25 protein-coding genes are annotated in these 24,949 nt (G+C 63.8%); 10 read left to right on the top strand and 15 right to left on the bottom strand.

The window, feature by feature from the left end; translation table 11 throughout:
- The first annotated feature begins 35 nt into the window (after positions 1-35).
- Positions 36-281, top strand: coding sequence for a hypothetical protein (locus AC1DEK_RS23100; RefSeq protein WP_478127624.1), 246 nt, complete (start codon positions 36-38; stop codon positions 279-281).
- On the opposite strand, the gene AC1DEK_RS23095 is transcribed toward AC1DEK_RS23100, so the two are convergent.
- Positions 282-560, bottom strand: a complete 279-nt coding sequence (locus AC1DEK_RS23095; RefSeq protein WP_478127623.1) for a hypothetical protein — start codon at positions 558-560, stop codon at positions 282-284. It lies immediately after the preceding gene.
- Positions 561-641: 81 nt separating this feature from the next.
- The gene (locus AC1DEK_RS23090) at positions 642-1,226 is read right to left on the bottom strand and encodes a cob(I)yrinic acid a,c-diamide adenosyltransferase (RefSeq protein ID WP_478127622.1); all 585 of its coding nucleotides are present in this window, start codon (positions 1,224-1,226) and stop codon (positions 642-644) included.
- 58 nt (positions 1,227-1,284) lie between these two features.
- On the opposite strand from AC1DEK_RS23090, the gene AC1DEK_RS23085 reads away from it, so the two are divergent.
- On the top strand, positions 1,285-2,709 hold the full coding sequence (locus tag AC1DEK_RS23085) for an FAD-binding oxidoreductase (protein ID WP_478127621.1): 1,425 nt from the start codon (positions 1,285-1,287) through the stop codon (positions 2,707-2,709).
- Positions 2,710-2,767: 58 nt separating this feature from the next.
- On the opposite strand, the gene AC1DEK_RS23080 is transcribed toward AC1DEK_RS23085, so the two are convergent.
- The 7 genes from AC1DEK_RS23080 to AC1DEK_RS23050 all read right to left on the bottom strand — a co-directional run bounded on the left by AC1DEK_RS23080 (position 2,768) and on the right by AC1DEK_RS23050 (position 8,830).
- Entirely contained in the window at positions 2,768-3,709 is a 942-nt protein-coding gene (locus AC1DEK_RS23080) for a ParB/RepB/Spo0J family partition protein (RefSeq protein ID WP_478127620.1), read from the bottom strand.
- 5 nt (positions 3,710-3,714) lie between these two features.
- Positions 3,715-4,257 (bottom strand): RBBP9/YdeN family alpha/beta hydrolase, encoded by a 543-nt coding sequence (locus AC1DEK_RS23075; protein ID WP_478127619.1) that lies wholly within the window; start codon positions 4,255-4,257, stop codon positions 3,715-3,717.
- 28 nt (positions 4,258-4,285) lie between these two features.
- A complete protein-coding gene (locus AC1DEK_RS23070) occupies positions 4,286-5,140 on the bottom strand; it encodes a ParA family protein (RefSeq protein ID WP_478127618.1) in 855 nt (284 codons plus the stop codon).
- A 65-nt stretch (positions 5,141-5,205) separates the two neighbouring features.
- On the bottom strand, positions 5,206-5,820 hold the full coding sequence (locus tag AC1DEK_RS23065; protein WP_478127617.1) for a LysE family transporter: 615 nt from the start codon (positions 5,818-5,820) through the stop codon (positions 5,206-5,208).
- A 59-nt stretch (positions 5,821-5,879) separates the two neighbouring features.
- Positions 5,880-6,518: a 16S rRNA (guanine(527)-N(7))-methyltransferase RsmG gene (gene rsmG, locus AC1DEK_RS23060; RefSeq protein WP_478127643.1), complete on the bottom strand. Its 639-nt coding sequence runs from the start codon at positions 6,516-6,518 to the stop codon at positions 5,880-5,882.
- A gap of 5 nt (positions 6,519-6,523) precedes the next feature.
- Positions 6,524-8,470 carry a tRNA uridine-5-carboxymethylaminomethyl(34) synthesis enzyme MnmG gene (gene mnmG / locus AC1DEK_RS23055; RefSeq protein ID WP_478127616.1) on the bottom strand — a complete coding sequence of 649 codons (1,947 nt, stop codon included), beginning with the start codon at positions 8,468-8,470 and terminating at the stop codon, positions 6,524-6,526.
- A 165-nt stretch (positions 8,471-8,635) separates the two neighbouring features.
- Positions 8,636-8,830, bottom strand: a complete 195-nt coding sequence (locus AC1DEK_RS23050) for a DUF1328 family protein (protein ID WP_478127615.1) — start codon at positions 8,828-8,830, stop codon at positions 8,636-8,638.
- Positions 8,831-9,003: 173 nt separating this feature from the next.
- Here AC1DEK_RS23050 and gstA point away from each other — a divergent pair, with 173 nt between their 5' ends.
- Positions 9,004-9,612 (top strand): glutathione transferase GstA, encoded by a 609-nt coding sequence (gene gstA, locus AC1DEK_RS23045; RefSeq protein ID WP_478127614.1) that lies wholly within the window; start codon positions 9,004-9,006, stop codon positions 9,610-9,612.
- A 32-nt stretch (positions 9,613-9,644) separates the two neighbouring features.
- Here the strand turns inward: gstA and AC1DEK_RS23040 are convergent, their stop codons facing one another.
- On the bottom strand, positions 9,645-10,880 hold the full coding sequence (locus AC1DEK_RS23040; protein WP_478127613.1) for a YbfB/YjiJ family MFS transporter: 1,236 nt from the start codon (positions 10,878-10,880) through the stop codon (positions 9,645-9,647).
- Between the two features lie 118 nt (positions 10,881-10,998).
- Between AC1DEK_RS23040 and AC1DEK_RS23035 the strand changes: the two genes are divergently transcribed.
- The gene (locus AC1DEK_RS23035; RefSeq protein ID WP_478127612.1) at positions 10,999-12,099 is read left to right on the top strand and encodes an alkene reductase; all 1,101 of its coding nucleotides are present in this window, start codon (positions 10,999-11,001) and stop codon (positions 12,097-12,099) included.
- A 130-nt stretch (positions 12,100-12,229) separates the two neighbouring features.
- Here the strand turns inward: AC1DEK_RS23035 and AC1DEK_RS23030 are convergent, their stop codons facing one another.
- The gene (locus AC1DEK_RS23030) at positions 12,230-13,600 is read right to left on the bottom strand and encodes a sensor histidine kinase (protein WP_478127611.1); all 1,371 of its coding nucleotides are present in this window, start codon (positions 13,598-13,600) and stop codon (positions 12,230-12,232) included.
- Entirely contained in the window at positions 13,597-14,286 is a 690-nt protein-coding gene (locus AC1DEK_RS23025) for a response regulator transcription factor (RefSeq protein WP_478127610.1), read from the bottom strand. The genes AC1DEK_RS23030 and AC1DEK_RS23025 overlap by 4 nt, the downstream gene beginning before the upstream one ends.
- A gap of 157 nt (positions 14,287-14,443) precedes the next feature.
- Here AC1DEK_RS23025 and AC1DEK_RS23020 point away from each other — a divergent pair, with 157 nt between their 5' ends.
- On the top strand, positions 14,444-14,638 hold the full coding sequence (locus AC1DEK_RS23020; protein ID WP_478127609.1) for a heavy-metal-associated domain-containing protein: 195 nt from the start codon (positions 14,444-14,446) through the stop codon (positions 14,636-14,638).
- Between the two features lie 39 nt (positions 14,639-14,677).
- Here AC1DEK_RS23020 and AC1DEK_RS23015 read toward each other — a convergent pair whose 3' ends face one another.
- Positions 14,678-15,718, bottom strand: coding sequence for a cupin-like domain-containing protein (locus tag AC1DEK_RS23015; RefSeq protein WP_478127608.1), 1,041 nt, complete (start codon positions 15,716-15,718; stop codon positions 14,678-14,680).
- Between the two features lie 99 nt (positions 15,719-15,817).
- On the opposite strand from AC1DEK_RS23015, the gene creB reads away from it, so the two are divergent.
- Together creB and creC are read left to right on the top strand one after the other, a co-directional pair.
- Positions 15,818-16,579, top strand: coding sequence for a two-component system response regulator CreB (gene creB, locus AC1DEK_RS23010; protein ID WP_478127607.1), 762 nt, complete (start codon positions 15,818-15,820; stop codon positions 16,577-16,579).
- 4 nt (positions 16,580-16,583) lie between these two features.
- Positions 16,584-18,023 (top strand): two-component system sensor histidine kinase CreC, encoded by a 1,440-nt coding sequence (creC, locus tag AC1DEK_RS23005; RefSeq protein ID WP_478127606.1) that lies wholly within the window; start codon positions 16,584-16,586, stop codon positions 18,021-18,023.
- Here creC and AC1DEK_RS23000 read toward each other — a convergent pair.
- Positions 18,017-18,622: a hypothetical protein gene (locus AC1DEK_RS23000; protein WP_478127605.1), complete on the bottom strand. Its 606-nt coding sequence runs from the start codon at positions 18,620-18,622 to the stop codon at positions 18,017-18,019. The two genes, creC and AC1DEK_RS23000, sit on opposite strands and share 7 nt — an antisense overlap.
- A 64-nt stretch (positions 18,623-18,686) precedes the next feature.
- Positions 18,687-21,071, bottom strand: coding sequence for a penicillin-binding protein 1A (locus AC1DEK_RS22995; protein ID WP_478127604.1), 2,385 nt, complete (start codon positions 21,069-21,071; stop codon positions 18,687-18,689).
- Between the two features lie 342 nt (positions 21,072-21,413).
- On the opposite strand from AC1DEK_RS22995, the gene AC1DEK_RS22990 reads away from it, so the two are divergent.
- The 3 genes from AC1DEK_RS22990 to AC1DEK_RS22980 are packed head-to-tail and all read left to right on the top strand — an operon-like array spanning position 21,414 to position 24,944.
- On the top strand, positions 21,414-23,480 hold the full coding sequence (locus AC1DEK_RS22990; RefSeq protein WP_478127603.1) for a VIT and vWA domain-containing protein: 2,067 nt from the start codon (positions 21,414-21,416) through the stop codon (positions 23,478-23,480).
- A 20-nt stretch (positions 23,481-23,500) separates the two neighbouring features.
- Positions 23,501-24,391 carry an exosortase Q gene (xrtQ, locus tag AC1DEK_RS22985; RefSeq protein ID WP_478127602.1) on the top strand — a complete coding sequence of 297 codons (891 nt, stop codon included), beginning with the start codon at positions 23,501-23,503 and terminating at the stop codon, positions 24,389-24,391.
- A complete protein-coding gene (locus tag AC1DEK_RS22980; RefSeq protein WP_478127601.1) occupies positions 24,372-24,944 on the top strand; it encodes a hypothetical protein in 573 nt (190 codons plus the stop codon). The genes xrtQ and AC1DEK_RS22980 overlap by 20 nt, the downstream gene beginning before the upstream one ends.
- The last annotated feature ends 5 nt before the right edge of the window (positions 24,945-24,949 follow it).

Below are 24,949 nucleotides of genomic sequence, written 5' to 3'. Positions count from 1 at the left end.
TTTACCTTTGCGATCCGACTACCTACGTATCAGCCATGGCATCGATTTCTCAGACGCGCGCATCTTCCAAGGCGGCCAGCGAGGCCGCCGACCGTGAACGGTTGCGGCAGGCACTGCCCGCCACCGTCGATCACCTCCAAAATCATCAGGCCGGCCTGATCGACGGCGACGACATCGATGCCTATGTGAAACTGAACTGGCTCGAGTGGCACGGTGGCGGACTTCGGCTCACCATCACGGGCCGCAATGTCTGCGCACAGATGGCGCCATCGGCCAGCTGATCAGGACTCGACTTTGCGGGGTTGCCCGGAAAGGCGATTACCGCGGTGCCACTCGGCGTAAGGCTGCAAGTACCCACGGCCAATGAACTGCGGCTGCTGGTGGACTTGCCGATGCTCGCCGTCCGCGGCCGGTGAATGGCCGGTCTGCGGCGGCGCTTGCTCACTGCGGGTGCGCTGGTCGGGGGTCACCGGGCGCTGATGATCTCTCGCAAAAGCGCCTCCGGCCATGGTCATCGCCAGGACGCAGACAACGGCAGTCAAGCTTTTCGACTTGCTCATCTGGAACTCCCTCCATATTGAAGTGGCGCACAGTGTGGGCCGGACATGTATGCGTCGGATGAAGCAAAGGTAACTTCTGGTTCATGTCGGCCCTGCGCCGTCGTCGGCGGCTGCGCGCGCCATGCGCTCGCTCTTCCAGTACACATCGTCGCCGCCGTCCACACGATTCAGCACGCGCGCCAGCACGAACAGCAGGTCGCTCAGCCGATTCAGGTAACGCCGCAGCGTATCGTTGATCTCGCTCTGCGCGCCAAGGGATACGACCGCTCGCTCCGCGCGGCGCGCTACCGTTCGGCACACGTGCGCGAGAGAAGCGGCGCGAGTGCCCGCCGGCAGGATGAATTCGGCCAGCCTGGGCAAAGTGGCGTTGTGATCCGCGAGTGCGTTGTCGATCTGCAGCAGCGCCTCTTCCTTGAGCAGCGTGAATCCCGGCATGGACAATTCGCCGCCGAGGTTGAAAAGCTGATGCTGCACGTCGACCAGCAGGTCGCGCACCCTGGCGGGCATCGGCTCACAGAGCAGCACGCCAATGTGCGAATTGAGTTCGTCGACGTCGCCCATCGCCTGAACACGCAGGTGATCCTTTGGGACGCGTGTGTTGTCGCCCAGGCCGGTGGTGCCGTCGTCGCCAGTGCGCGTCGCAATTTGTGTGAGTCGGTTGCCCATGGGTGCCCTGTATCTTCCGGGTGATTCGTAGAATGGTAGACCCTTCAGGAGACAGCCGATGAACGCCCCCACCGCCCTTTCGCATCTGACGCCGGAGATTGCGCTGCGAGAGGTACCCGACGCACTGCTCCAGGCTCTGAAGGCGCGCTTCGGCGATCAATGCTCCACCGCACTTGCAGTGCGCACGCAACACGGACGCGACGAATCGTCTTTCGACGCGCCTCCTCCTTCGGCGGTGGTCTTTGCCGAGAGCACGCAGGACGTGGCCGATGCGGTCAAGCTGGCAAGCGACTTCAGCGTGCCGGTGATTCCCTTCGGCGTCGGTTCGTCGCTCGAGGGGCACTTGCTGGCCGTGCAGGGTGGTATCAGCATCGACGTGAGCCGCATGAACCGCGTGCTGTCGATCAACGCCGACGATCTGACCGTGACCGTGCAGCCTGGCGTGACGCGCAAACAGCTCAATGAAGAAGTCAAGAGCACGGGGCTGTTCTTCCCGATCGATCCGGGCGCGGACGCCTCGATCGGCGGCATGGCGGCGACGCGGGCCAGCGGTACAAACGCCGTTCGCTATGGCACCATGCGCGAGAACGTCCTGGGGCTCGAAGTCGTTACGGCGAGCGGCGAGGTGATCCGCACGGGCACGCGCGCCAAGAAATCTTCGGCCGGCTACGACCTCACGCGTCTGCTGGTCGGCAGCGAAGGCACGCTCGGTGTCATCACCGAAGTCACCCTGCGCATCTATCCCTTGCCCGAAGCCGTATCGGCTGCCATTTGCTCATTCCCGAGCATCGAGGCGGCTGTGCGCACCACCATCGAAATCATCCAGCTGGGCGTTCCGATCGCACGCGTGGAACTGATCGACGTGAATACAGTGCGGATGGTCAATGCCTACGCCAAGCTCAACCTGCGCGAAGAACCCATGTTGCTGATGGAGTTCCATGGGTCGCCGGGCGGGGTGAAGGAGCAGGCTGAAACCGTGCAGGAACTGGCGAGCGGCCACGGCGGAAACGCCTTCGAGTGGGCCAGCACACCCGAAGAGCGCACACGGCTCTGGACTGCGCGCCACAACAGCTATTTCGCGGCGGTGCAGTCGCGCCCGGGTTGCCGCGTGATTTCGACCGACACCTGCGTGCCTATATCGCGCTTGGCCGATTGCCTGCTGGAGTCTGTCGCGGAAGCTGACGCGAGCGGCATTCCCTATTTCCTAGTCGGCCATGTTGGCGACGGCAATTTCCACTTTGGCTATCTTCTGGACCCCAACGCACCGGAAGAGCGCGTAGCAGCGGAGAAGCTGAATCACTCCTTGGTGTCCCGGGCCTTGGCGCTCGAAGGAACCTGTACCGGCGAACACGGGGTCGGCCTGCACAAGATGGGCTTCCTGGTGACGGAAGCCGGTGCCGGAGCGATCGACATGATGCGGACGATCAAGCGCGCACTTGACCCGAAAAACATCATGAACCCCGGGAAGATCTTCAGCCTCTGAGGTTCACCTGCGGCTGGGGACCTTGGTTTATCCAGTGACCCGGTTATCTGACACCTTGTCAGGCCGTCTGGCGGATGCGCTCGATGAGCCCGTTGAGTGCGTCCAGCGAGCCGAAGTGGATCGCCAATTCGCCGCTCTCCTCAATCCGGCCGTTGCGCTTGCTCCGCTTCTTGATGCGAACCTCGACCTCGGCGGCGAGCAGGTCCGCAAGCTCCTCCTCCACACGGAGCAAGTCGCGCGATTTCTCCGCGGCGCCGCGCTTTGATGAAGGCGTGAGGCTGAACTCGGCCGCTAGCTTCTTGACCAGCGCCTCGGTCTCTCGCACCGACATTTTCTTGGCTGCAATCTGATTGGCAGCGGTGATCTGCGTCGCCTTTTCGAGCGAGAGCAGCGCACGTGCATGGCCCATGTCGATGTCGCCCGCCATCAGCATTGCCTGAGCCGGTTCCGCAAGATTCAGCAGGCGCAACAGGTTGCTGGCCGCACTGCGCGAGCGCCCGACAGCCTGCGCCGCAGATTCGTGAGTAAGCCCAAACTCAACGACGAGACGGTGCAGGCCTTGGGCTTCCTCCAGGGGATTCAAGTCTTCGCGCTGGATGTTCTCGATCAGTGACATGGCCGCAGCAGCCTCATCGGGCACATCGCGCACCAGCACAGGCACACTGACGAGCCCGGCCAGGCTTGCGGCCCTGAAGCGCCGCTCACCCGCGATGATTTCGAACTCGGCCTTCTTGGCGAGGGCAAGCTCCGGTTCAAGCCGACGAACCAGAATGGGCTGCATGATCCCTTGCGCCTTGATGCTCTCGGCCAACTCGTAGAGCGCGCCCTCGTCCATCCTGGTACGTGGCTGGTACACGCCGGGAACCATCTGATCGAGATTGAGCGTCGTCGGGCTTGGCGGCGCCGAGTCGTCGGAGCTTGCCTGATCGGCTCCGTTGAAAGTCGGCCCGAGAAGGGCTTCGAGTCCTCGGCCCAGGCCCTTGAGTTTTTTGGTCGCCATGGATATCAGTTTTCTTTCAGGAGGTCGGTCAGCAGCTTGCGGCCTTCGAGCCAGTCGCCCAAGCCGGATTCGCTATTGATGTGGCCGCGGGCACCCAGATTGACGTAGTCGGCACCCCAGTCTTCGGCCATTTGGCGGGAGCGTTCGGCGGTGCAGTACGGGTCATTCGTGGCTGCAATCATCAGGGAACGAAACGGCAACGGGCGCCGCATGATGGGCGCCCAGCCGGGAATCATTTGCCGCAGGTCGTCGCGCTCCAGATCACCGGGGGCGACAAGCAGTGCGCCATGCACCTTGCTCGAATGGCTTGAATGAGCCGCCCATGCGGCCACAAGGATGCATCCCAAGCTGTGCGCGACCAACGCCACCGGCCCCGGCGACGCCAGCACCTCTTCCTCGAGCCGAGCCGACCAGTCGCCGCGCAGCGGGCGCATCCAGTCATGCTGATCGACCCGCTGGTCACCGTGAATGGCTTCCCAGCGGCTTTGCCAATGCGCGGGGTCGCTGTTCTGCCAGCCGGGCAGCAACAGGATTTTCGGCGTCTTCATCGATGCAAGATGCGTTCTCGGCGACGGCTCAGATGCCATCGGGGGCATGCACCGTGACCTCCGGTGCATCCATGGGCACGGGTGCGGGTGACGCTGTCTCGGTCGCCATTGCGCTCGCCGGTGGCATCTTGACGACCAATTCTTGCGCAAAGGCAATGAACGCCTGGCTGCCCTTGGCAGGCGGGTCGAAAACCACGCCCGGCAAGCCGTAGCTCGGAGCTTCGGCGAGCCGAACGTTGCGGGGAATGACCGTGTCGAAAACCTTGTCGCCGAAATGCGCCTTCAATTGCTCGCTGACCTGTTGCTGAAGCGTGATACGCGGGTCGAACATCACGCGCAGCAAGCCGATGATCTGCAGGTTCTTGTTGAGGTTGGCGTGCACTTGCTTGATGGTATTGACCAGATCAGTCAGACCTTCGAGCGCGAAATACTCGCACTGCATCGGCACGATGACACCATGCGCGGCGCACAAGCCGTTAAGGGTCAGCAAGCTGAGACTTGGCGGGCAATCGATCAGAATGAAGTCGTACTCCGCGCCCACTGCGGCCAGCGCCGTCCGCAAACGCTTCTCGCGACGGTCGAGCGCCACCATTTCGACCTCAGCGCCGGCCAGCTCGCGGTTTGCGCCCAGGACGTCGTAACCGCACTTCTCAGCCTTCACTCGGGCTTCTGCCACGGAGGCAGACTCCAGGAGCACGTCGTACACCGTCGTCTCGAGCTGACGCTTGTCGATGCCAGAACCCATGGTCGCGTTGCCCTGCGGGTCCAAGTCGATCATGAGCACACGCTGCCCTACGTTGGCGAGGCCGGCGGCAAGATTGACGGTTGTCGTCGTCTTTCCGACCCCACCCTTTTGATTTGCAATGCAGAAGATCTTGGCCATGTCTTAGCCGCCGTGCCCGAGGACATGGCCAGATGCAGGAGTGCGCGGCGGAAGGTTTTGCATACTTATTTGGAAACCGCAAGCCTGACGCCGAACGCGATCAGGAAAACACCGGCGAGCTTGCCTAGGACCCCCGAGATGCGCGGATTGGCCCGCATCCGTTCTGCAAGGAAATGGGTCAAGAGCGTTGCCGTGGCCCCGTACAAAAAGGTGAGCGCTGCGATCGTCAACGCCATAACGGCGAAGGTGGTGATGCCCTGATGACGTGCCGGATCGACGAACAGGGGGAAAAACGCCATATAGAAGACGATGGCCTTGGGGTTGAGCAGCGTGATCATCATCCCTTGGCGCAGGTAGTGCGACGGACGGATGTTGAGAATAGGAGCAGCGCCAGGCCTTGCGCGCAGCATCTTGAAGCCGAGCCACGCCAGATAGACGGCGCCCAACCACTGCACGCCCCGAAACGCCGCAGGATATGCGGTCAGCAGCGTTGCGACGCCGGCAACGGCCGCCCACATCAGCACCTGATCTCCCGCAATCACGCCTAACGTGGCGGCCAATCCGCCACGGATGCCGCCTTTGCTCGTCGACGTGATCAGCGCCAGATTTCCGGGACCGGGGAGCGCCAGAAAAAGAACAATGGCGGCGACGAACGCGCCGTAATCAGCGATGCCGAACATGCAAATTGCTCAAAAAGGGAAGCGTCGAGTCTAAGCGAGGTCGACGCGACAGATGCGGCTCAGGAAACGAGTTTTCGCATCCAGACGATGCATCGCTCGGCATCGAGCCCTGGAACGTTCAGTTGTTCCACGTGAAACGCTTCGGTCTGCGGGGGAAGTTGGACGATTTCGTCCGCAGGCACCCTGCCCTTCATGGCCAGCCAAACGCCGTCAGGCGCCAGCAGGTGTATCGAACCTGAGACGAAATCGACTAGCGAGGCGAACGCGCGAGAACTGATCACCTCGTAAGCGCCCGTCATGGACTCGACGCGCGCATGGAGGCCGCGAAGGTTACGAAGACCAAGCTCAGAGGCGGCTTGCTGGACAAAAGCGGCCTTCTTGGCGACAGCATCCACACAGGTTACGTGCACGTCCGGTCGCATGACGGCGATCACGACGCCGGGCAGGCCCGCACCCGCGCCGACATCCAGGAGCTTCGCAGGGCCGCTGTGCTCTCGTCCGAGTGGCCCGACGGCCGCCAAGCTGTCGAGCAAATGATGCGTGAGAACCGAATCCGCATCACGCAGTGCGGTCAGGTTGTAGACCTTGTTCCATTTCAGTATGAGGGCGCCGTAAGCCAGCAACTGCTCGGTCTGCCGATCGGTCAGCGCGATCCCGAGAGAAAGCGCTCCTTCACGCAGTCTTTCCTCCTGAACCATTCCGGTCATTCGGCAACCGGCGATTTTGACGCGAGGCCAACCGTGAATGCCCGATGGCCGCCTTTGCGGAGATGAATCATAAGAAGCGAGATCGCGGCCGGAGTCACCCCTGATATCCGGGATGCCATGCCCAACGTCTCAGGGCGGTGCTTGGCGAGCTTCTGTCGCACTTCGATGCTCAACGCCTTGACCTGACCATAGTCGAGATCACTCGGCAGCCGGAGATTCTCGAAATGGGCGGCGCGCTCGACTTCATCGTGCTGACGGGTGATGTAACCCGAGTACTTGGCGGCAATCTCGATTTGCTCGACCTCCGTCTCTCCGAGCGGCGCACTCGACCGGTACTTGCCGCCGTCGAGAGACATCAGAGACTCGTAGCTCACATTCGGGCGGCGGAGGAGCTCACCAAGATTGTGTTCGTGGTCGATGGCCTTCCCCAGCACGCGCTCGGATTCGGCTTCTGGCAAGTTCCGAGGATTGACCCATATCGAGCGCAGGCGCTCTGTTTCACGTGAAACAAGGTCGCGCTTCCGCGAAAAAGCGTCCCAACGCGCATCGTCCACGAGGCCGAGCTTGCGTCCAGCGTCGGTCAAGCGCATGTCGGCGTTGTCTTCACGCAGTTGCAGCCTGAATTCCGCACGACTGGTGAACATGCGATACGGCTCAGTGACGCCCTTTGTGATCAGGTCGTCGACCAAGACGCCGAGGTAAGCCTCGTCCCGCCGAGGAAGCCAAGCCTCTTCGTCGCGGCATTGCAATGCAGCGTTGATGCCGGCAAACAGCCCCTGAGCGGCGGCCTCCTCATACCCTGTCGTCCCATTGATCTGGCCCGCGAAGAACAAACCGCGGATTGCGCGCGTCTCGAAGTTGCTCTTGAGCTCACGCGGGTCGAAATAGTCGTATTCGATGGCGTAGCCGGGCCGAAGGATGTGCGCGTTTTCCAATCCAGCCATCGACCGAACCAGCTGGTACTGCACGTCAAAAGGCAGGCTGGTCGAAATTCCGTTCGGGTAATACTCGTTCGTGGTCAGCCCTTCCGGCTCGAGGAAGATTTGATGGCTTTCCTTGTCCGCGAATCGGTTGATCTTGTCTTCGACGCTCGGGCAGTAACGCGGGCCGACCCCATCGATCTTGCCGGTGAACATTGGGCTGCGGTCGAAGCCAGAGCGGATGATCTCGTGGGTGCGCGCGTTGGTGTTCGTGATCCAGCACGGCATTTGCTGCGGGTGCATGTCAGCACGACCCATGAAGCTGAAAACCGGCATAGGTCCCGCACCGCCCGGCATGCCGTCGCCCGGCTGCTCGGTGCATTTTGAAAAATCGATGGTGCGTCCGTCTAATCGCGGAGGCGTGCCCGTCTTCAAGCGGCCTTGGGGCAGTTTCAGCTCCTTGAGACGCGCCGACAAGCTGATCGCCGGCGGATCGCCCGCCCGCCCCGCCTGGTAGTTGTCGAGGCCGACGTGAATACGCCCGTCGAGAAAGGTCCCTGCGGTGAGAACCACGGTCCGCGCCCGGAACGCGATGCCGACCTGTGTGATGGCGCCCACGACACGGTCGCCTTCGATCATCAAGTCATCCACGGCCTGTTGGAACAGCGAAAGGTTCGGCTGGTTTTCCAGGCGGCGACGAATCGCGGCCTTGTAGAGCACGCGATCGGCCTGTGCGCGTGTCGCGCGCACTGCCGGGCCTTTGCTCGAATTGAGCACGCGGAATTGGATACCGCCCTCGTCCGTGGCAATTGCCATGGCGCCGCCGAGCGCATCCACCTCTTTGACCAGATGACCCTTGCCGATGCCACCAATCGACGGGTTGCAGCTCATCTGCCCCAGCGTCTCGATATTGTGGGAGAGCAAGAGCGTGCGGGCGCCCATTCTGGCGGATGCGAGCGCCGCTTCGGTGCCCGCGTGACCGCCGCCGACGACGATCACATCGAATTCTTCGGGATAAAGCATGAGAGTGAGGGCGCACTGACGCGTGCGCTGCGCAAAGGGGCGCTGATTTTAATCTCCGGCGCCTGTTTGTGCCGGTCAGGGCCAAATCCGCCCAGACCGTCCTCGTTCCAATCCCGGGCCAGCATTGGCCCCCAAGCTATCAAATCGATAGCAGTTGCTTTGGATTCACGGGGATCGGTCCACAGCGTTCTTCACTGCGCCGACACCCAGCGCAGCGAGCACCAGGAACACCACGGCAAGTATCAGGAACAGCCCAAACAGGATCTTTGCGATACCGGCAGCCCCTGCCGCCACGCCGCCGAAGCCCAGCGCGCCGGCGATCAGCGAAATCACGGCGAAAACAATGGCGTACTTCAACATGTACAGGCTCCTCGCGATGACTTCATCGCAGTGCCGCGAGCTTAGAAACCCGCGAAATGTGCACTCATAGTCGCCGCCCGCGAGAAGCCGTAGGACAAAAACGCCGAGGCCTCGAACTCGCTAGCATCAGCCTCTTCCACCAGAATACGTTCCTCATTCATTGGAGTTTTTGCATGAAGCTGTACTACTCGCCGGGCGCCTGCTCGCTGTCTCCCCACATCGCGCTGCGTGAAGCTGGCCTCGCTTTCGAGCCCGTGCTCGCCAGTACGAAGAGCCACAAGCTGCAAGATGGAACCGACTACTACGGCATCAATCCACTGGGCTATGTCCCGCTGCTCGAGCTCGATGACGGTACGCGTCTTCGCGAAGGCCCGGCCATCGTGCAGTACGTCGCGGATCTTGCCCCGGCAAAGAACCTCGCTCCAGCCAACGGCACCCTCTCGCGCTATCGCCTGCAGGAATGGCTCACCTTCATCGGGACTGAGATCCACAAGGGCTTCTCGCCGCTCTTCAATCCCAACATGCCTGAAGAAGCCAAGACGATTTCCAAGACCAAGCTAAAGTCGCGCTACGAGTGGCTCGATGCTCAGCTCGCAAGCAAGGACTACCTCATGGGCGAGCACTTCACCGTCGCCGACGGCTATCTGTTCACCGTGACCAATTGGGCGCAGCCCACCGGGGTCGACATTTCCTCATACGCGAATGTGAAGGCGTGGCATGCACGCGTGGGCGCTCGCCCGGCAGTCCAGGAAGCGATGAAAGCCGAAGGTCTGCTCAAGTAAATTTCGAGCAGGAAGAATGGCGCGGGTTTGATTCAGGACGTCAAGGGCTTCTGCCTCGACGCGAGGATCGCACCGGCCCAAAGTGCTGCGGCCGAGGCCACGAGGCCTCGGGCCAGCCCACCCGGACCATCCGAGATCCACCCGGTGACCGTCGGCCCGACGATCTGCCCCAGCGCGAAGGCGATCGTGAATGCACTGATACCCGTTGCCCACTGCGAAGCCGGCAAGTTGTGCCTGACCAAGGCTGTCGTCGAAGCAACCACCGACAAAAACACCCCACCGAACAACAGCCCCGATGCCATGGTCATCGGCCAAGCAGAGCTCAGCACCGGCAGCAGGGTGGCAACCCCGAGCAGCGCGTTGAGCAGCGCTTGCGGTCCGCCGCCGCGAGAGCGGTCCAACAGCCCGGCCCAAATTCGTGACGACGCCATGCAGGCCAGCCCGAGCAAGGCGTAGAACAAGGTGATGTCGCCTGGCCTCGCGCCCTGCTCGCGCAACAACGCGATCACGAAGGTCATGTAGCCGATGTATCCGGCCCCGAAAAGCGTGTAGCCGGCGAGTGCCCAACCGAAGCGCCGCACCGGCGCAGCTGCGACAGATGACCCGGCGTGCGGCGAGTTGGGCGCCCTTTGCGCATTTTTTGCATGCATCTGTCCCGGCATTGCACGCATTGCGGAAGCCAAGACCGCGGTCGCCGCAAAGCTGGCGGCTGCCAGCGCCCACCATGCCCAGGCCCAGCCGTGCGGAGCCCCCTTTGCACCTTGCAGAACAGCCGGCACGAGGAGCGCGGAGAGCGTGATTCCGGCACCCGTACCGCCGTAGTACAGCCCCAGCAGAAAACCTGCACGAGAAGGCTGCAGTGTGCCCAGACGCGCGGCGAGCAATCCCCCGGCAACGAAGACCCAGGCGCTCGCAAGGCCTGCCAGCAACCGCTGCAGCAGCAACGCGGCCGCTGAAGTGAAGAACCCACTGGCGACCATGAAGAGGCTCGCCCACAGCGCGCCGCCCACGAGCAGGCGCACGGGTCCGAAGCGCCGTAGCAGCGCGGGCGTCATTAACGCGCCGAGCAGGTATCCCGCAGCATTGGCCGTGTTCATGCTGCCGGCCAGCGTATAGCTCCAGCCGAGGTCTTCGCGCATCGGCGGCAGCAGCAGGCCGTATGAAAAACGCGTGATCCCAAGTGAAACAGCGGCGCCCAACGAGAGTGCCAGCGCGAGCCGCAGTACTTGTGCGGGGGTGGTCAGAAGCGGGGCGTCGTGAACGATCATGGATGCGCGGTCATTCTGCGGCACTGCATAGCAGCAATGCGACAACCCCGCGACAGCGAAGGGAGACGCCGAGGGTTTACCCTCCGTTTCGCCTCCACAACAACCATCAAGATCAAAAATGTCCTCCCTCTTCGATCCCGTGCAAGCTGGCGACCTCCAGCTCAGCAATCGCATTGTCATGGCGCCGCTGACGCGCAACCGTGCGCCCGATGCGGTGCCGCGCGACATCACCGCCACCTACTATGCACAGCGGGCCAGCGCCGGCCTGCTGATCACAGAGGCCACCGCGATCAGCCATCAAGGCCAGGGATACGCGGATGTGCCCGGACTCTACGGCACAGAGCAGCTCGACGGCTGGAAGCGCGTTACCCAGGCCGTGCATGCAGAGGGCGGCAAGATCGTCGTGCAGTTGTGGCACGTCGGGCGCGTCTCGCACACCGAGCTTCAGCCGGAGGGAGGCAAGCCGGTTGCGCCGTCGGCCATTGCGGCCAAGACCAAGACCGTGCTGATCAAGGACGGCGTGCCGACTTTCGTCGATACCTCCGAGCCTCGGGCGCTCGACGTCGGTGAGCTGCCCGGCATCGTGCATGACTACGCCGTCGCCGCACGCAACGCCATCGAAACGGCTGGCTTCGACGGCGTGGAGATTCATGGCGCCAACGGGTATTTGCTCGACCAGTTCCTCAAGAGCGGCAGCAACAAGCGCACGGACGACTACGGCGGCAGCATTCAGAACCGTGCGCGGCTTTTGCTCGAAGTGACGCGCGCCGTGGCGGACGCCGTTGGCGGCGGCAAGACCGGCATCCGCTTGTCGCCCGTCACGCCGGCCAACGACGTGCATGACGACAACCCGCAGCCGCTTTTCGACTATGTCGTTCGACATCTCGCGCCACTGAATCTCGCCTACATCCACGTGATCGAAGGCGCCACCGGTGGCCCGCGCGAACTCGCCGACCGTCCCTTCGACTACGAAGCTCTCAAGGCCGCCTACCGCCAGGCTGGCGGCAAGGGCGCGTGGATGGTGAACAACGGCTATGACAAGCCGCTCGCGGAAGAAGCACTCAAGGAGGGCGACGACCTGGTCGCCTTCGGGAAGCCCTTCATCTCCAACCCCGATCTGGTTCGCCGTCTGCGCGAAGGCGCACCGCTGAATGCGTGGGACAAGAATACGTTCTACGGCGGCGGCGAAGAGGGGTATATCGACTATCCGGTGATGTAGCTCGCCCCCAGGCTTGCCCACTTCGTGTGGCCGCCAACCCCCTGCCGGGGGCAACCCCGGTGGCCCGGCGGAGCCGGTTCCACGGGGTTTCTGGAGGGGCACCGCAGTCTTTGGGGTGGGTGCGCCGGCTTCAGGATGGGGGGAACGCGAGGCTTACGCGGAGGCCGCCTTCGGGGGACGCTTTGGCGAAGGTGAGTTCGGCGCCCAGCAACCTTGCGTAGCGAGCGACGATCGCCAAGCCGAGGCCGGCGCCTTGGCCGAGCTTTTGGCCGGCGGGGCCTTGCGCCCAGCGGCGCAAGAGGTCGCTCTGGGTTTCCGGCGGGATGCCGGGGCCGTCGTCGACGACGCTCATCGTGTGGCCAACGAGTTCGATGGTGATCGTGCGGCCACCGTAGCGCAGTGCGTTGTCGATCAGGTTATCGAGCGTTCCTTCGACCAACGCGGCATTCGCCAGCACGGTCACGGGTTCGTCGAGACCCTGCGCGCCGAGGTCAACGCCCTTGGAATCCGCGCGCGCGAGGTGCCGCAGCACCGCTTGCTGGATCAGCTCGTCCAGCCTCAATGGCTGGCGCTGGAGTCCGGTGCGGCTTTCGTCGGCCAGCGCGAGCGCAAGCAATTGGTCCACGAGATGGCTGGCCCGCGCCTGGCTGGCAGCGATGTTCTGCAACTGCTCCCGCCAGACGTCCGGCGCCTGCTGGGCAAGGCCGTATTCGGCCAAGGCGCGTATTCCTGCCAGAGGCGTACGCAGTTCATGCGCGACATTGCCGGCAAACTCACGCTGAGCCGACGCGCTCTGCGCAAGCCGATCGAGCAGCGCATTGAGGGTGTCGCCCAACTGCTCGAGTTCGCGTGAGCTTCGGGCGACCGGCACGGGGGCAAGATCGTGAGCATCCCGCTTCTCCAGGGTCTGCCGCAGTTCCCCGAGTGGACGAAGCTCGCGTCCGATGCCGCGCCAGAGCCAAGTGGCCAGTGCCGCCAGAAGCACGAACTGCGGCGCGAGCGAATAGACCAGCAGCCGCTCGACCAGCACTGTTCGCGCCTGCGTGGTCTGCGCGATGACCACGCGATACGCGTCCGGCGCCTCGTGGTTCAGCACCACGGCGCGCAATGCCTGGCCGTGATACAGCACATGCGAGAAACGATATCGCGCGCCCGCCTCCGGCGCAGGCGCCTGCAGCCCTTCATGGCCCGCCAGCAGTGACCCATCGGGCCGCAGCACGGCAAAGAACACCGCTTCGGACTGATCGAAAAGCACACTCGTCACCTCACGCGGCGAGAGCAACAACTCCATGCCGCGCTCGCCCGCCTGCACGTTGGCGGACACGGAATAGGCATCGTCGAGCATCGCCCGGTCGAAAGCCTGCTCGGTGAAATAGCTCGCCACATAGAGCGCGACTGCTGTCCCGACCAGCCACGTCAGTGCCAGCGGGAACAGCACGCGCTGCAGCACGCGCGCGGTCAACGATGGCGCCGCCGAGTTGCGCGGCGGCGTTCCGGTCACGCGTCGGCTTCCAGCAGATAGCCGATGCCGCGCAGGGTGCGAATGACGGCCCCGCTGCCGACCAATTTCTTGCGCAAGCGGGAAATGAATGCTTCGAGCGCGTTGTCGCCCAACGATTCATCGAAGGTCGAGAGCTTGTCGGACAGCTCTCGCTTGCTGATCGTGCGGCCGGGCGGGCTCATCAACTCCCATAGCACTTCGAATTCGCGGGCGGGCAGGTCGAGCGGCATGCTGCCGACACCGAAGCGCCGTGCTCGCCGGTCGAGGCGCAGGTGTCCGAGGATCGCAATGTCTTCCGTGCCCTGCGCTCGCCGGACGAGCGCGCGCAACCGCGCCTCGACTTCCGCGAGATCGAAGGGCTTGCCCAAATAGTCGTCCGCGCCCGCATCGAGCCCGGCGATCCGTTCCTCTGTGCGATTGCGCGCGGTAAGAACCAGCACCGGCGTCCGGTCGCCCCGGGCTCGCGCATGGCGCAATGCCGTCAATCCGCTCGCAAGCCCGCTGGTCGGGCTGACCGTTGCAGGCAAATTGAGATCCAGCAGCACGGCATCGAAAGTCTGCACTCGCCAGAGGTGATCTGCCTCCTCTACGCTTGCCGCCACGTCGACACGGTGACCCGCATCACCAAGGCTGCGCAGCATCACGCCGCGCAGGACCGCATCGTCTTCGACCAAGAGGATTCGCATCGGGATTGAGAGATGAAAAGGTACGTCTTTTTACAGCATGGAAGAGGCGGAGCGCCGCGAAGACCGGTAGGCTGGGCGCGTCACGTCCCCTCGCTGGACATTGACATCGTGAGAAGGTTCACACTCCCATTTCACTCAACTCGAAGGAGCAACCACGATGAGCCAGAAGATCCAGGTCACGGGCATGAGCTGCGGACATTGCGCAAACTTGGTGCAAAACGCCGTGCAGACCATCGACCCCAAGGCACAGGTCACGGTCGACCTCGAAACAGGTCATGTCGACGTGGTCAGCCAGCATCCGAGGGAAGACATCATCGTGGCGATCGAGAACGCCGGCTACAAGGCTCAATAACGCGGGCGCTGGCGCCGGCCTCGGCCACGCCCTGGATGCTCAATCCGTAGGAATCCGGATCCGAAGCTGGCGCCGCGAAGGATCGGGCGCCGTTTCCGCAGAGAGGGGCGCGATGATTGCGGGAAACACCAGCGCCCGCGCCAACCCAGGCGAGCGACGCTGAAAACCTTCCAGCCCCGTCAACACTTTGTCGATCAGCGTGAGCCGCTTGGCCAGCGCCTGGGCCGCGCGCTCGGAATTCTTGGTCGCCTCGACCGCCACGACCTCATCCTGAAAGCCCTTCCAGTTCGATGGATCCAGCATGTTCGTGCAGGTCGAGATCGACGTCGACAACGCCCTCGCCGCATGCCACCAGCGCGCCGGCACGAAGATCATGTCTCCCGGCTTGAGCACCGTGCGATACAGCGTTGCCTTGGCCAGCAGCGGAAAGCGCACGCGATCCTGCATCACCGGGTCGTCGACCATCGATTGGTTCGGCAATGCCGAACGCGGATAGAGGTACTGGCTGTCTTCGGGTGGAAAGACCACGAATTCCTTCTCGCCGTAGATCTGGACGATGCCAGCGTGAGAGTTCTCGCCATCGAAATGCATGACCGGAAACTTGCTCCCGACCCCGCCCACCAGCAGCTTGAGGTAGCCGTCCGGACGGCGCCACTTTTCCGGCATTAGCGGGCTGGCATAGCGCCGCGGAAATGAAAACTTGATCTGCGGCCGCACGTCCGGCAGCAATTCCGGCAGCACCTCATGCAGGAACGATCGGTACATGTACGGACCCGGATTCTCGGCACTGGACGCAAGAACCTCGTCGATGAATTGATCGAAAGGCATATCCCGCCCGTAGCCGATCGCCACCGGCTGGCCGCCGAATCGCTTCTTGAAGTTCTCGGGCGTCCAGGTGCGCATGGCGGCCCAGCCTTTGCCGACGTTCGAAATCACGACCGGCCGGTTGCCATGCATGTAGCGCGCGAGGAAATCGTCGTAGCTCAGCTTGTCGCCGTCGACGCGTTCGATGGGAAGCCAGGGGGCCGGCGTGCGCGCCTCGCTTTCAATCGCGATTCCCCCGTCAAGGATATTTTGCATTTGCATACAAAGATACTACAAGGAAGCCCTTGGCTTGCCTAGCAACCATTGGTCGATGTCCAAAGGAACAGCTGCCGCCGGTCGCTACCATCGGCTCCCATGCTCCCCAACCCGCGCATCCTCCTCGTCGAAGACGAATCCGCCATTGCTGACACCGTGCAGTACGTGCTGCGCACCGATGGCTTCGTGCCGCTCTGGTGCCCGACGGCGCAGGAGGCTATCGCGCAGTTCACGGCCGATCCGCCCGCGCTTGCAATTCTTGACGTCGGTCTCCCGGACATGAACGGGTTCGAGCTCTTCAAGCGGCTGCAAGCGCTGCCCGGCGGCGCGCAGGTGCCCATGCTGTTTCTTACGGCGCGAAGCGATGAGATCGATCGCGTCGTGGGTCTGGAGCTCGGCGCGGACGACTACATCGCCAAGCCGTTTTCGCCGCGCGAACTGGTGGCACGCGTACGAACCATCCTTCGGCGCAGCGCACGCACCGGTCAAGCCCCGATCGCGCCTGTGCCCTCATCGTCGCCCTCGCCCTCGTCTCCGCCGGCATCGCCTTCGCCAACAATGCCTTTCGCACTCGACGCCGAACGCATGCAGATCCGCTACTACGGGCGCCTTCTCGAACTCTCGCGCTACGAATATGGGCTGCTGCGCCTGATGGTGCAGCGCCCCGGCCGCGTCTTCACGCGCGACGAATTGCTGCGGCTGGTGTGGGACGAATCGAGCGAAAGCTACGACCGCACGGTCGATGCGCACATCAAGACGCTGCGCGCCAAGCTCAAGGCGATCGCGCCGGACATCGAGCCGATCCGCACCTTGCGCGGCACGGGCTATGCGCTGAACGAAGAACTGCCTCAGAGCACGTGACAGGGTGAGCCGAAGAACACGCATCTTCGTCGGCATCCTGCTGATCTACACAGCCGGCATCGCATTCCTGCTCTATCGGGTGGTTGCCGACATCGATCCGCGCTACCGCGAATCAGCGGAGGAATCGCTGGTCGAGACATCTCAACTCATGGCGAGCCTGATCGAGCAGGACGTCATTGCCGGCGCCATCAACACCTCGCGGCTCGAGCCGTTGTTCCGATCGGTCTATGCCCGTCAGTTCTCGGCGCAAATCTACAACCTGCACAAGCGCCACGTCGAACTTCGCGTCTACGTGACTGACCGCAATGGTCATGTGCTCTTCGACTCGCTGGGCCGCAACACCGGGGCGGACTACTCGCAATGGGCCGACGTCAGCCGCTCGCTCGCCGGCACCTACGGCGCGCGCACTTCGCGCGACATCGAAGGCGATCCGATGACCTCCGTGATGTATGTGGGCGCGCCCATTCGCTGGAACGACGAGATCGTCGGCGTGGTCACCGTGGGCAAGCCGGTGCGCAGCTTCGGCCAGTTCGTGCAAGACGCTCGCGCGCGCACGCTAGGTGTCGGCGTGGGCTCGGCCTTTGCGCTGCTGGTGCTCGCGATCATCGTGTCGGTGTGGCTGGTGCGGCCATTCGGATTGATCTCGGACTATCTCGGCTGGCTGCGCAACCAGCGCAGCCTGACTCTCTCGCGAATGATCCGCCGCGCCGTAGACACGTTGCGCAGCGGCGTCGGCGAGATGCGGGATGCGCTCACCGGCCGCAACTATGTCGCCGACTACGTGCAGACCTTCACGCACGAGATCAAGAGCCCTCTGTCGGCGATCCGCGGCGCGGCAGAGCTGATCCAGGAACCGTCAATGCCGCAAGCCGAACGCGAACGCTTTCTCGCCAACATCACGAGCGAAACGCAGCGCATCCAGGAGATCGTCGACCGCATGATGGAGCTCACGGCCCTGGAGGCGCGGCGCGCGCTGGAGCGCAGCGAACCGGTCGCGCTCGCGCCGCTTCTTTGCGAGGTCGGCGCGGGCGCGCAAGCCGCGGCCTCGGCGCGCGATATTCATGTGAACGTCGCCATCCACAACGAAGCCAGCGTCGAGGGCGACCCCTTTCTCCTGCGCCGCGCGATCAGCAATCTGCTGGACAACGCCATCGATTTTTCGCCTCCAGGCGCCGAGGTTCTTCTCGCGCTGGAGACAGGCGGCCGCAGAGCCCGAATCATGGTGCGCGATCGCGGACAAGGCATTCCGGACTACGCGAAAGACAAGGTCTTCGAGAAGTTCTATTCGCTCGCACGGCCGCACAACCGCAAGAAGAGCACCGGGCTCGGGCTCGCATTCGTCAAGGAAATTGCCACGCTGCACCGCGGCCGGGTCGAGCTCGCCAATGCGCCGCGCGGCGGCGCGCTGGCGACGCTCACACTGCCGCTGCTATCACATCACTGACCAACCAGCGCCAGATAGGCCTTGCGCGTGCCGGGACTCACCGAGTCGATGAGCTGCTGGTAGGAGGTCTTGTGCCGAGCCAGCATGCGCGCGGACGCCACGGTCTTCGATTTGCAATACCAGTGGCAGGTGTGTTGCATCAGGAAGAGCTCGGCCGACATGGTGAAGGCCTTGGCCTTCGAGCTGCGGTGCGCCTCATTGCGCATCACGTCCGCGATGCCGCGTGCGTGGATCGCGAATGCCTTTCGCAGATCGAAGGTCAGGGCCGGAAAGAACTGGTGCGCGTAGGGAATGGCAAGGGGCAGCTTGCTCACGCGCGTCTCGCTTGCGTCGATGTTGGCAAACTCGGCCGCAAAGCTGTCGAACTGCGCGGACAGCTTCTGCTCGGTGCTGTCCAGAAGGGCCCATATCTGTGCGCGGCGTTCCGCGTCGTCTTCGCCGAGGCAACGCAGATAGCCTTCGGTCAGGTTCTCCATCAGCTTTTCGATCTGGTAATGGCCCAGATGGCTGCCCAGCAATGCGATGCGGCGGCGCTGATCGACTGACTTGAGAATGGAGGCGCCGACGACGATGAAGGTCGCCAGGATCAGAATTTCCATGACTGCGTGAGAAGAGAGGGATGTGGAGTGTAGATACCTCCGCCAGCCCCCTCGTCTTGGGGCGCTACCTGAACAGATCGAGGATGCGGTTGCGCTCCTCGGGCGCCGCCGGCGGGCTCACCGGCACCCCGGCCAGTTCCTCCGCCATCGGAGCGGGCGCCTGAACCTGGGTGTCGACGCCCAGGCTCGCAATGCCGCGGCCCGGCGCGTAGTCATCGAAATACCATTCGCCTTCGACGTTGACCACGCCCGCAGGCGCGCGCGGCTCGCTCACCGGAACGCCTTGCAGCGCGGTCTGCATGAAGCCGACCCAGATCGGCAAGCTCAGGCTGCCGCCGGTTTCACCTCGAACGCCCAGCTGGCGGGGCGTGTCGTAGCCCACCCATGCAATGCCGACCATCGTCGGCTGGAAGCCCGCAAACCAAGTGTCGAAGGAATCGTTGGTCGTGCCGGTCTTGCCAAAGATGTCGTTGCGCTTGAGCGCCTGGTGGGCCTTCGTCGCGGTGCCGCCATTGACGACGCTCTGCAGCAGCGATCCCATCACGAAGGCGTTGCGCGCTGGGATCGCGCGCTTGTCTTCCCCAAGCACCGGAGGCTCGGTCTCCAGCAATACCTTGCCCCGCAGATCGGTGACGCGCGTCACAAGATAGGGATTGACGCGATAGCCGCCGTTGGCGAACACCGAATACGCAGCCGCCATCTGCATGGGCGTGACGGACCCGGCACCCAGTCCCATCGGCAGATTCGCCGGCTGCCTCTCGCGGTCGAAGCCGAAGCGCGTGATCCAATCCTGCGCGTAGTCGACGCCAATCGACTGCAGCACGCGGAGCGTGACGAGGTTCTTCGACTCTTGCAGCGCACGGCGCAGCGTGATCGGCCCTTCGTAAGTGCCCTCGAAGTTCTTCGGCTCCCAGGCTTGTCCACCCGGGCCCGCTTCGAAATACAGGGGCGCATCGTTGACGACGGTGCTCGGCGTGAAACCCTTTTCGAGCGCCGCGGAATAGATGAAGGGCTTGAAGCTGGAGCCCGGCTGGCGCCATGCCTGAGTGACGTGGTTGAACTTGCTCTTGCCATAGTCGAAGCCGCCGACCATGGCCTTGATCTCACCGGAGCGCGGATCGAGTGCAACGAATGCGCCTTCGACCTCCGGCAGCTGGGTGATCTCCCAGCCGCCCTTCGCAGTCTTTGCCACGCGGATCACCGCACCCCGCCGGATCTTGATCGCGGCAGCCGCCTTGTCCGACAGACCCGACTGCGCAGGCCTCAAGCCTTCGCCCGTGATCTGCAGCGTCTCTCCGTTCGCGCGGACGGCCTTGACCTCCTTCGCGTTGGCCTGGAGAACCACGGCCGCGAGCACGTCGCCGTTGTCCGAATGGTCGGCGAGCGCGTCGTCGACAGCGTCATCGAGATCCTTGGGATCGTCCGGAAGCTCCGCAAAAGCCTCAGGGCCGCGATAGGGCTGGCGGCGCTCGTAATCCATGATGCCGCGGCGCAGCGACCGGTAGGCCGCCGCCTGGTCAGCGGCGACGATCGACGTGTAGACGTTGAGGCCGCTCGTGTAGATGCTGTCGCCGTACTGCGCATGCATCATCTGCCGCACCATCTCGGCGGCGTGCTCCGCGTGCAGGCGGTTCGGGTCGGCAGCATCGCGCAGATGCAGTTCTTCCGACTTGGCTTGCGCCGCTTGCTCGGCGGTGATGAAGCCGGTCTCCTGCATGCGGTCGATGACGTAGAGCTGCCGCGCACGCGCACGGCGCGGATTGCTCACCGGATTGTTCGTGCCCGGCGCCTTGGGCAGCCCCGCCAGCATCGCGGCCTCGGCGATCGTGACGTCCTTCAGCGGTTTGCCGAAGTAGGTATCGGCAGCGGCCGCGAATCCGTAGGCGCGATTGCCCAGGTAGATCTGGTTCAGGTAGATCTCCAGGATCTGGTCCTTGCTCAGCTCGCGCTCCAGTTGCATGGCCAGCAGGATCTCGTAGGTCTTGCGGCTCAGCGTGCGCTCCGAACTCAGGTAGACATTGCGCGCCACCTGCATCGTGATGGTCGAAGCGCCCTGCTGCCTTCCGCCCTTCAGGCTCGCGACCGCCGCACGCAGGAAGCCCTTGTAGTCCACACCGCCATGGTCATAGAAGCGCGCGTCCTCGACCGCCAGGACGGCGTCTTTCATGACCTGGGGAATATCCGCGAAAGGCGTGAGATTGCGGCGCTCCTCGCCGAATTCGCCGATGAGGCTGCCTTCGGACGAAAACACTCGCAGCGGCAGCTTGGGTCGGTAATCGGAAAGCTCCGAAATATTGGGCAGCTTGGGATAGATCAGGACCGCCGCGATGCCCGCGGTGATCAGAAGCACGAGCGCGCCGGCCGCGACGATGGTGCCGCCCCACAAGGCGATGCGCCGAAGCCGGGTCGACCGCTGGGCGGGCCCGCTGGAAGGTGATGTTTTGGACATGACAAGAAGCGTCGACGGAGGGGAAAAGCTCGGGGAGTCCGTTGCGGAACCGCACTTTGCTATCGAATAGATAGCAGCAGATGGCGGCATGGCGCTGTCGACCCGCAGTAGGAGCGCTCAGACAATTCTCAAGTTCCCCACCGAAATTGCATAAGAAGCGAGGTCCTCATACTCGCCCATGGAACTGAAGCCCATATGAAGTCCCCGCTCGCCGGGACTTCATACAGGCTTCACACAAGGCCGCTGGCTTCAAACAGGCTTCCAACTGTCTTCTCGCCCGCCCACGACATTGGCTCCCGTGCACTGTTGCACGACGCCCTTCCGAGGGACAAGGACCACGTCATGGACGCCACTACACCCCGCCCCGGCCGCTGGCTCTGGCTCGGCACATTCGGCCTCGCGGCTGCTTGCTTCTTCATGCTCGTGGCGCAGCCCGCAGAGGCCCAGGAAGGGCCCGCGCCGCGCCTCAAGACCGAAAGCCCGTACTTCTTCGTCAAAAGCGACGATCCCGAGGTCGATCGCCTGCCGCTCAAGGGCACCGAAGTCGATGTGAAGATTTCGGGCGTGATCGCCGACGTCACGGTCACGCAAACCTATCGCAACGAAGGCCTCCGCCCCATCGAGGCGAAATACGTGTTCCCTGGTTCGACCAAGGCGGTGGTCAGCGGGCTCAACGTGCGGCTTGCCGATCGCCTGATCACGGCGCAGATCCGCGAGAAGGCACAGGCACGCATCGACTACGACAACGCCAGGAAAGAAGGCAAGACGGCCGCGTTGCTCGAACAGCATCTGCCCAATGTCTTCCAGATGAACGTCGCCAACATCCTGCCGGGCGATGACGTGAAGGTCGAACTGCGCTACACGGAACTGCTGGTTCCCCAGGGCGGCAACTACCAGTTCGTGTTTCCGACGGTCGTGGGGCCGCGGTACAACAGCCCGCAATCTGAAAACGCGCAAGCCCGATGGGTCGGGCAGCCGGTCTTGCGTGCGGGCGTTGCAAGCGGCACCGCATTCAAGCTCAAGGTCGCGCTCGACACTCCGCTCGGCATCAAGGAGATCCGCTCGCTGACGCACGAGATCGAAGTCAGCCGCCGCGACAACGACTCTCATGCCGACATTGCGCTGACCCGATCCGCCGAACCCGCAGACAACCGCGACTTCGTGCTCGACTATCGCCTGGCGGGCGAGAAGATCGAATCGGGCCTCATGCTCTACAAGGGCCAGGGCGAGAACGCGGAGAACTTCTTCCTCGCCATGGTCGAGCCGCCGAAGTCCGTTGCCGCCAGCGCCATCACGCCCCGCGACTACATCTTCGTGGTCGACATCTCGGGCTCGATGCACGGCTTTCCGCTGAACACGGCCAAGGTCGTGCTGGAGCGCCTGATCGGCGGGCTGCGGCCGAGCGACACCTTCAACGTGCTGCTGTTCTCGGGCAGCAACCGGATGCTGTCGCCGCATTCGGTGCCCGCCACGCGCGCCAACATCGATCAGGCGCTCTCCACCATCGGCAACTACAGCGGCGGCGGCAGCACGGAGCTGATTCCGGCACTGAAGCGCGCCTATGCCGAACCCAAGGCAAAGGACGTGTCGCGCACGATCGTGGTCGTGACCGATGGCTACGTCACGGTCGAGCGCGAGGCTTTCGAGCTGGTCCGCAAGAACCTCTCCAATGCCAATGTGTTCGCCTTCGGCATTGGCTCGTCCGTCAATCGGCACCTCATGGAAGGCATTGCACGTGCAGGCATGGGCGAGCCCTTCATCATCACCGACCCCCTTCAGGCGCCTGAACAGGCCACCCGCTTCCGCCGCATGATCGAGTCACCGGTGCTCACCAGCGTCAAGGCTCGGTTCGAAGGACTCGACGTTTATGACGTGGAGCCGGCCGCGCTGCCCGACGTGCTGGGCGAGCGTCCGGTGATCGTGTTCGGCAAGTGGCGCGGCGAGCCCAAAGGCCGCCTCGTGATCGAAGGCCGGAGCGCCAGCGGCCCCTATCGCCAGGAACTGGAGGTCGATCCCCACGCACCGCGCGGCACCGCCGCCTTGCGCAGCCTCTGGGCCCGTCATCGCGTCGCGAGCCTGAGCGATCAGGAAGCGCTGGAAGGCGGCGACGAGTTCCGCCAGCGCATCACCGATCTGGGCCTGCGCTACAGCCTTCTCACGCAATACACGAGCTTCATCGCTGTCGACGAAGTGGTGCGCAACGCAGCACCGCAGAACAACGTCGGCGTCGACCAGCCGTCGCCGCTGCCCAAGGGCGTCAGCGAAATGGCGGTCGGGCAAAGCCTGGGCGCCGAAGTGCCGAGCACACCCGAACCCGAGGTGTTCGGCGCCGTCGCGGTGGTGCTGTCGATGCTGGCGATGCTGCGCCGTCGCGCACGCCGCAACGACACGCGTCGATTCACTTCGTGAATGCGGGGAGGAACGACGCCATGACGCTCGCAGGCCTTGCACAAACCCATCCGCGTGTCATCGACTGGGGCATCCAGCTCGATCGCGCGCCCGCCGCCGGCTTGCTGGCTTTGCAAGCCGCCGCCCTCGCGCCACACTGGATCTGGATGGCCCAGCGGCTGCGCGACGGATCGGACGATCCGCTCGGATTGCTGGCACTCGCAGCGCTGGCCGTACTGACCTGGAAATTGCGGCGCGAGCTTCGGACTTCGCCCCGGCTTGGTTGGCTCTCGGCGGCCACGCTCGGCACGTTGGCAGCCACCCTTCTGCGTACCGGTGCAGGGGCGTTGCCATCGATTCCGCCGCTTGCAGCCGGTCTTGTCGCGGTGCTCTCGGTGGCGTGCGCGATGCTGGCCTTTCTGCCAAAGCGCGTGCCGGCACTGCCTGTCGCAGCCCTCGCTGTGCTTGCACTGCCGCTCTTGTCCTCGCTTCAGTTCTATGCGGGCTATCCCCTGCGCGTGCTCGTCGCCGAGGCCTGCCGCTGGATGCTGGCATCCGGATTCGACGTGATGCGTGAAGGCAGCAGCCTGTGGATCGACGGGCAATTGGTGATCGTCGACGCCCCGTGCTCCGGCGTGCAGATGGTCTGGCTTGGCTACTTCACCGCGTGCGTGGTGGCGTTGTGGGCCGGGCGCGACGATCGAGGTTTTCTCGCGCGCTTGCCAGCGGTCGGCCTGCTGGTGCTGGCCGGCAACATCATTCGCAATGGCGTGCTGATGGCCCTCGAAGCAACGGGACATTCGCCGGCGCCCTGGGCGCACGAGCTGTTCGGCCTGGCCATCCTTGCGCCGGTCTGCGGCGGCATCGCGTGGGTCATGGGTCGTACCGTTTTCACATCCCCCGGAGGCCGCAGTGTCCATCACGTTCCTTGACCGCTGGTTCGCCAATCGATTCGTGAACCGGATCGCTCACAAGTCACTCTTCGCGGCCGCGATGCTGTTGTGCGTGGTCTGGTCCGCTGCCACGGCCTTGCACCCACGCATGGAGCCCGGTTCCCGCGCCGCCTTCCAGGAGTGGCCAGCCGAATGGGACGGCGAACCGCTGCGGCCCCTGGCCCTCGGCGAAGTGGAGCAGCGATTCGCCGCCCACTTTCCGGGCGCCATTGCCCGGCTGACCGATGGCCGGCAAGTCCTGGTCATGCGACGCGTCGACAAGCCGACCCGCATGCTCCACCCTGCCGCCGATTGCTATCGTGCGCTCGGCTACGGCATCGCACAGGCGCGGCTGGAGCGAGACGTCCATGGCCGACTGTGGCGTTGTTTCGTCGCCGAGCGCAGCGGCATACAGAAATTGCACGTCTGCGAGCGCATCGTCGATGCCGGCGGCAACGCTTTCGCCGACACTTCAGCCTGGTACTGGGCGGCAGCCAGTGGCCGTTCGAACGGGCCCTGGCAAGCTGTGACCCTGGCCAGACCGATCGAGTGAGAGAG

The sequence above is a fragment of the Variovorax sp. 10N420 genome (genome assembly GCF_056394705.1).
The sequence above is the reverse complement of the archived record's forward strand: the minus strand, read 5'-3'. Positions and strand labels throughout refer to the sequence as shown.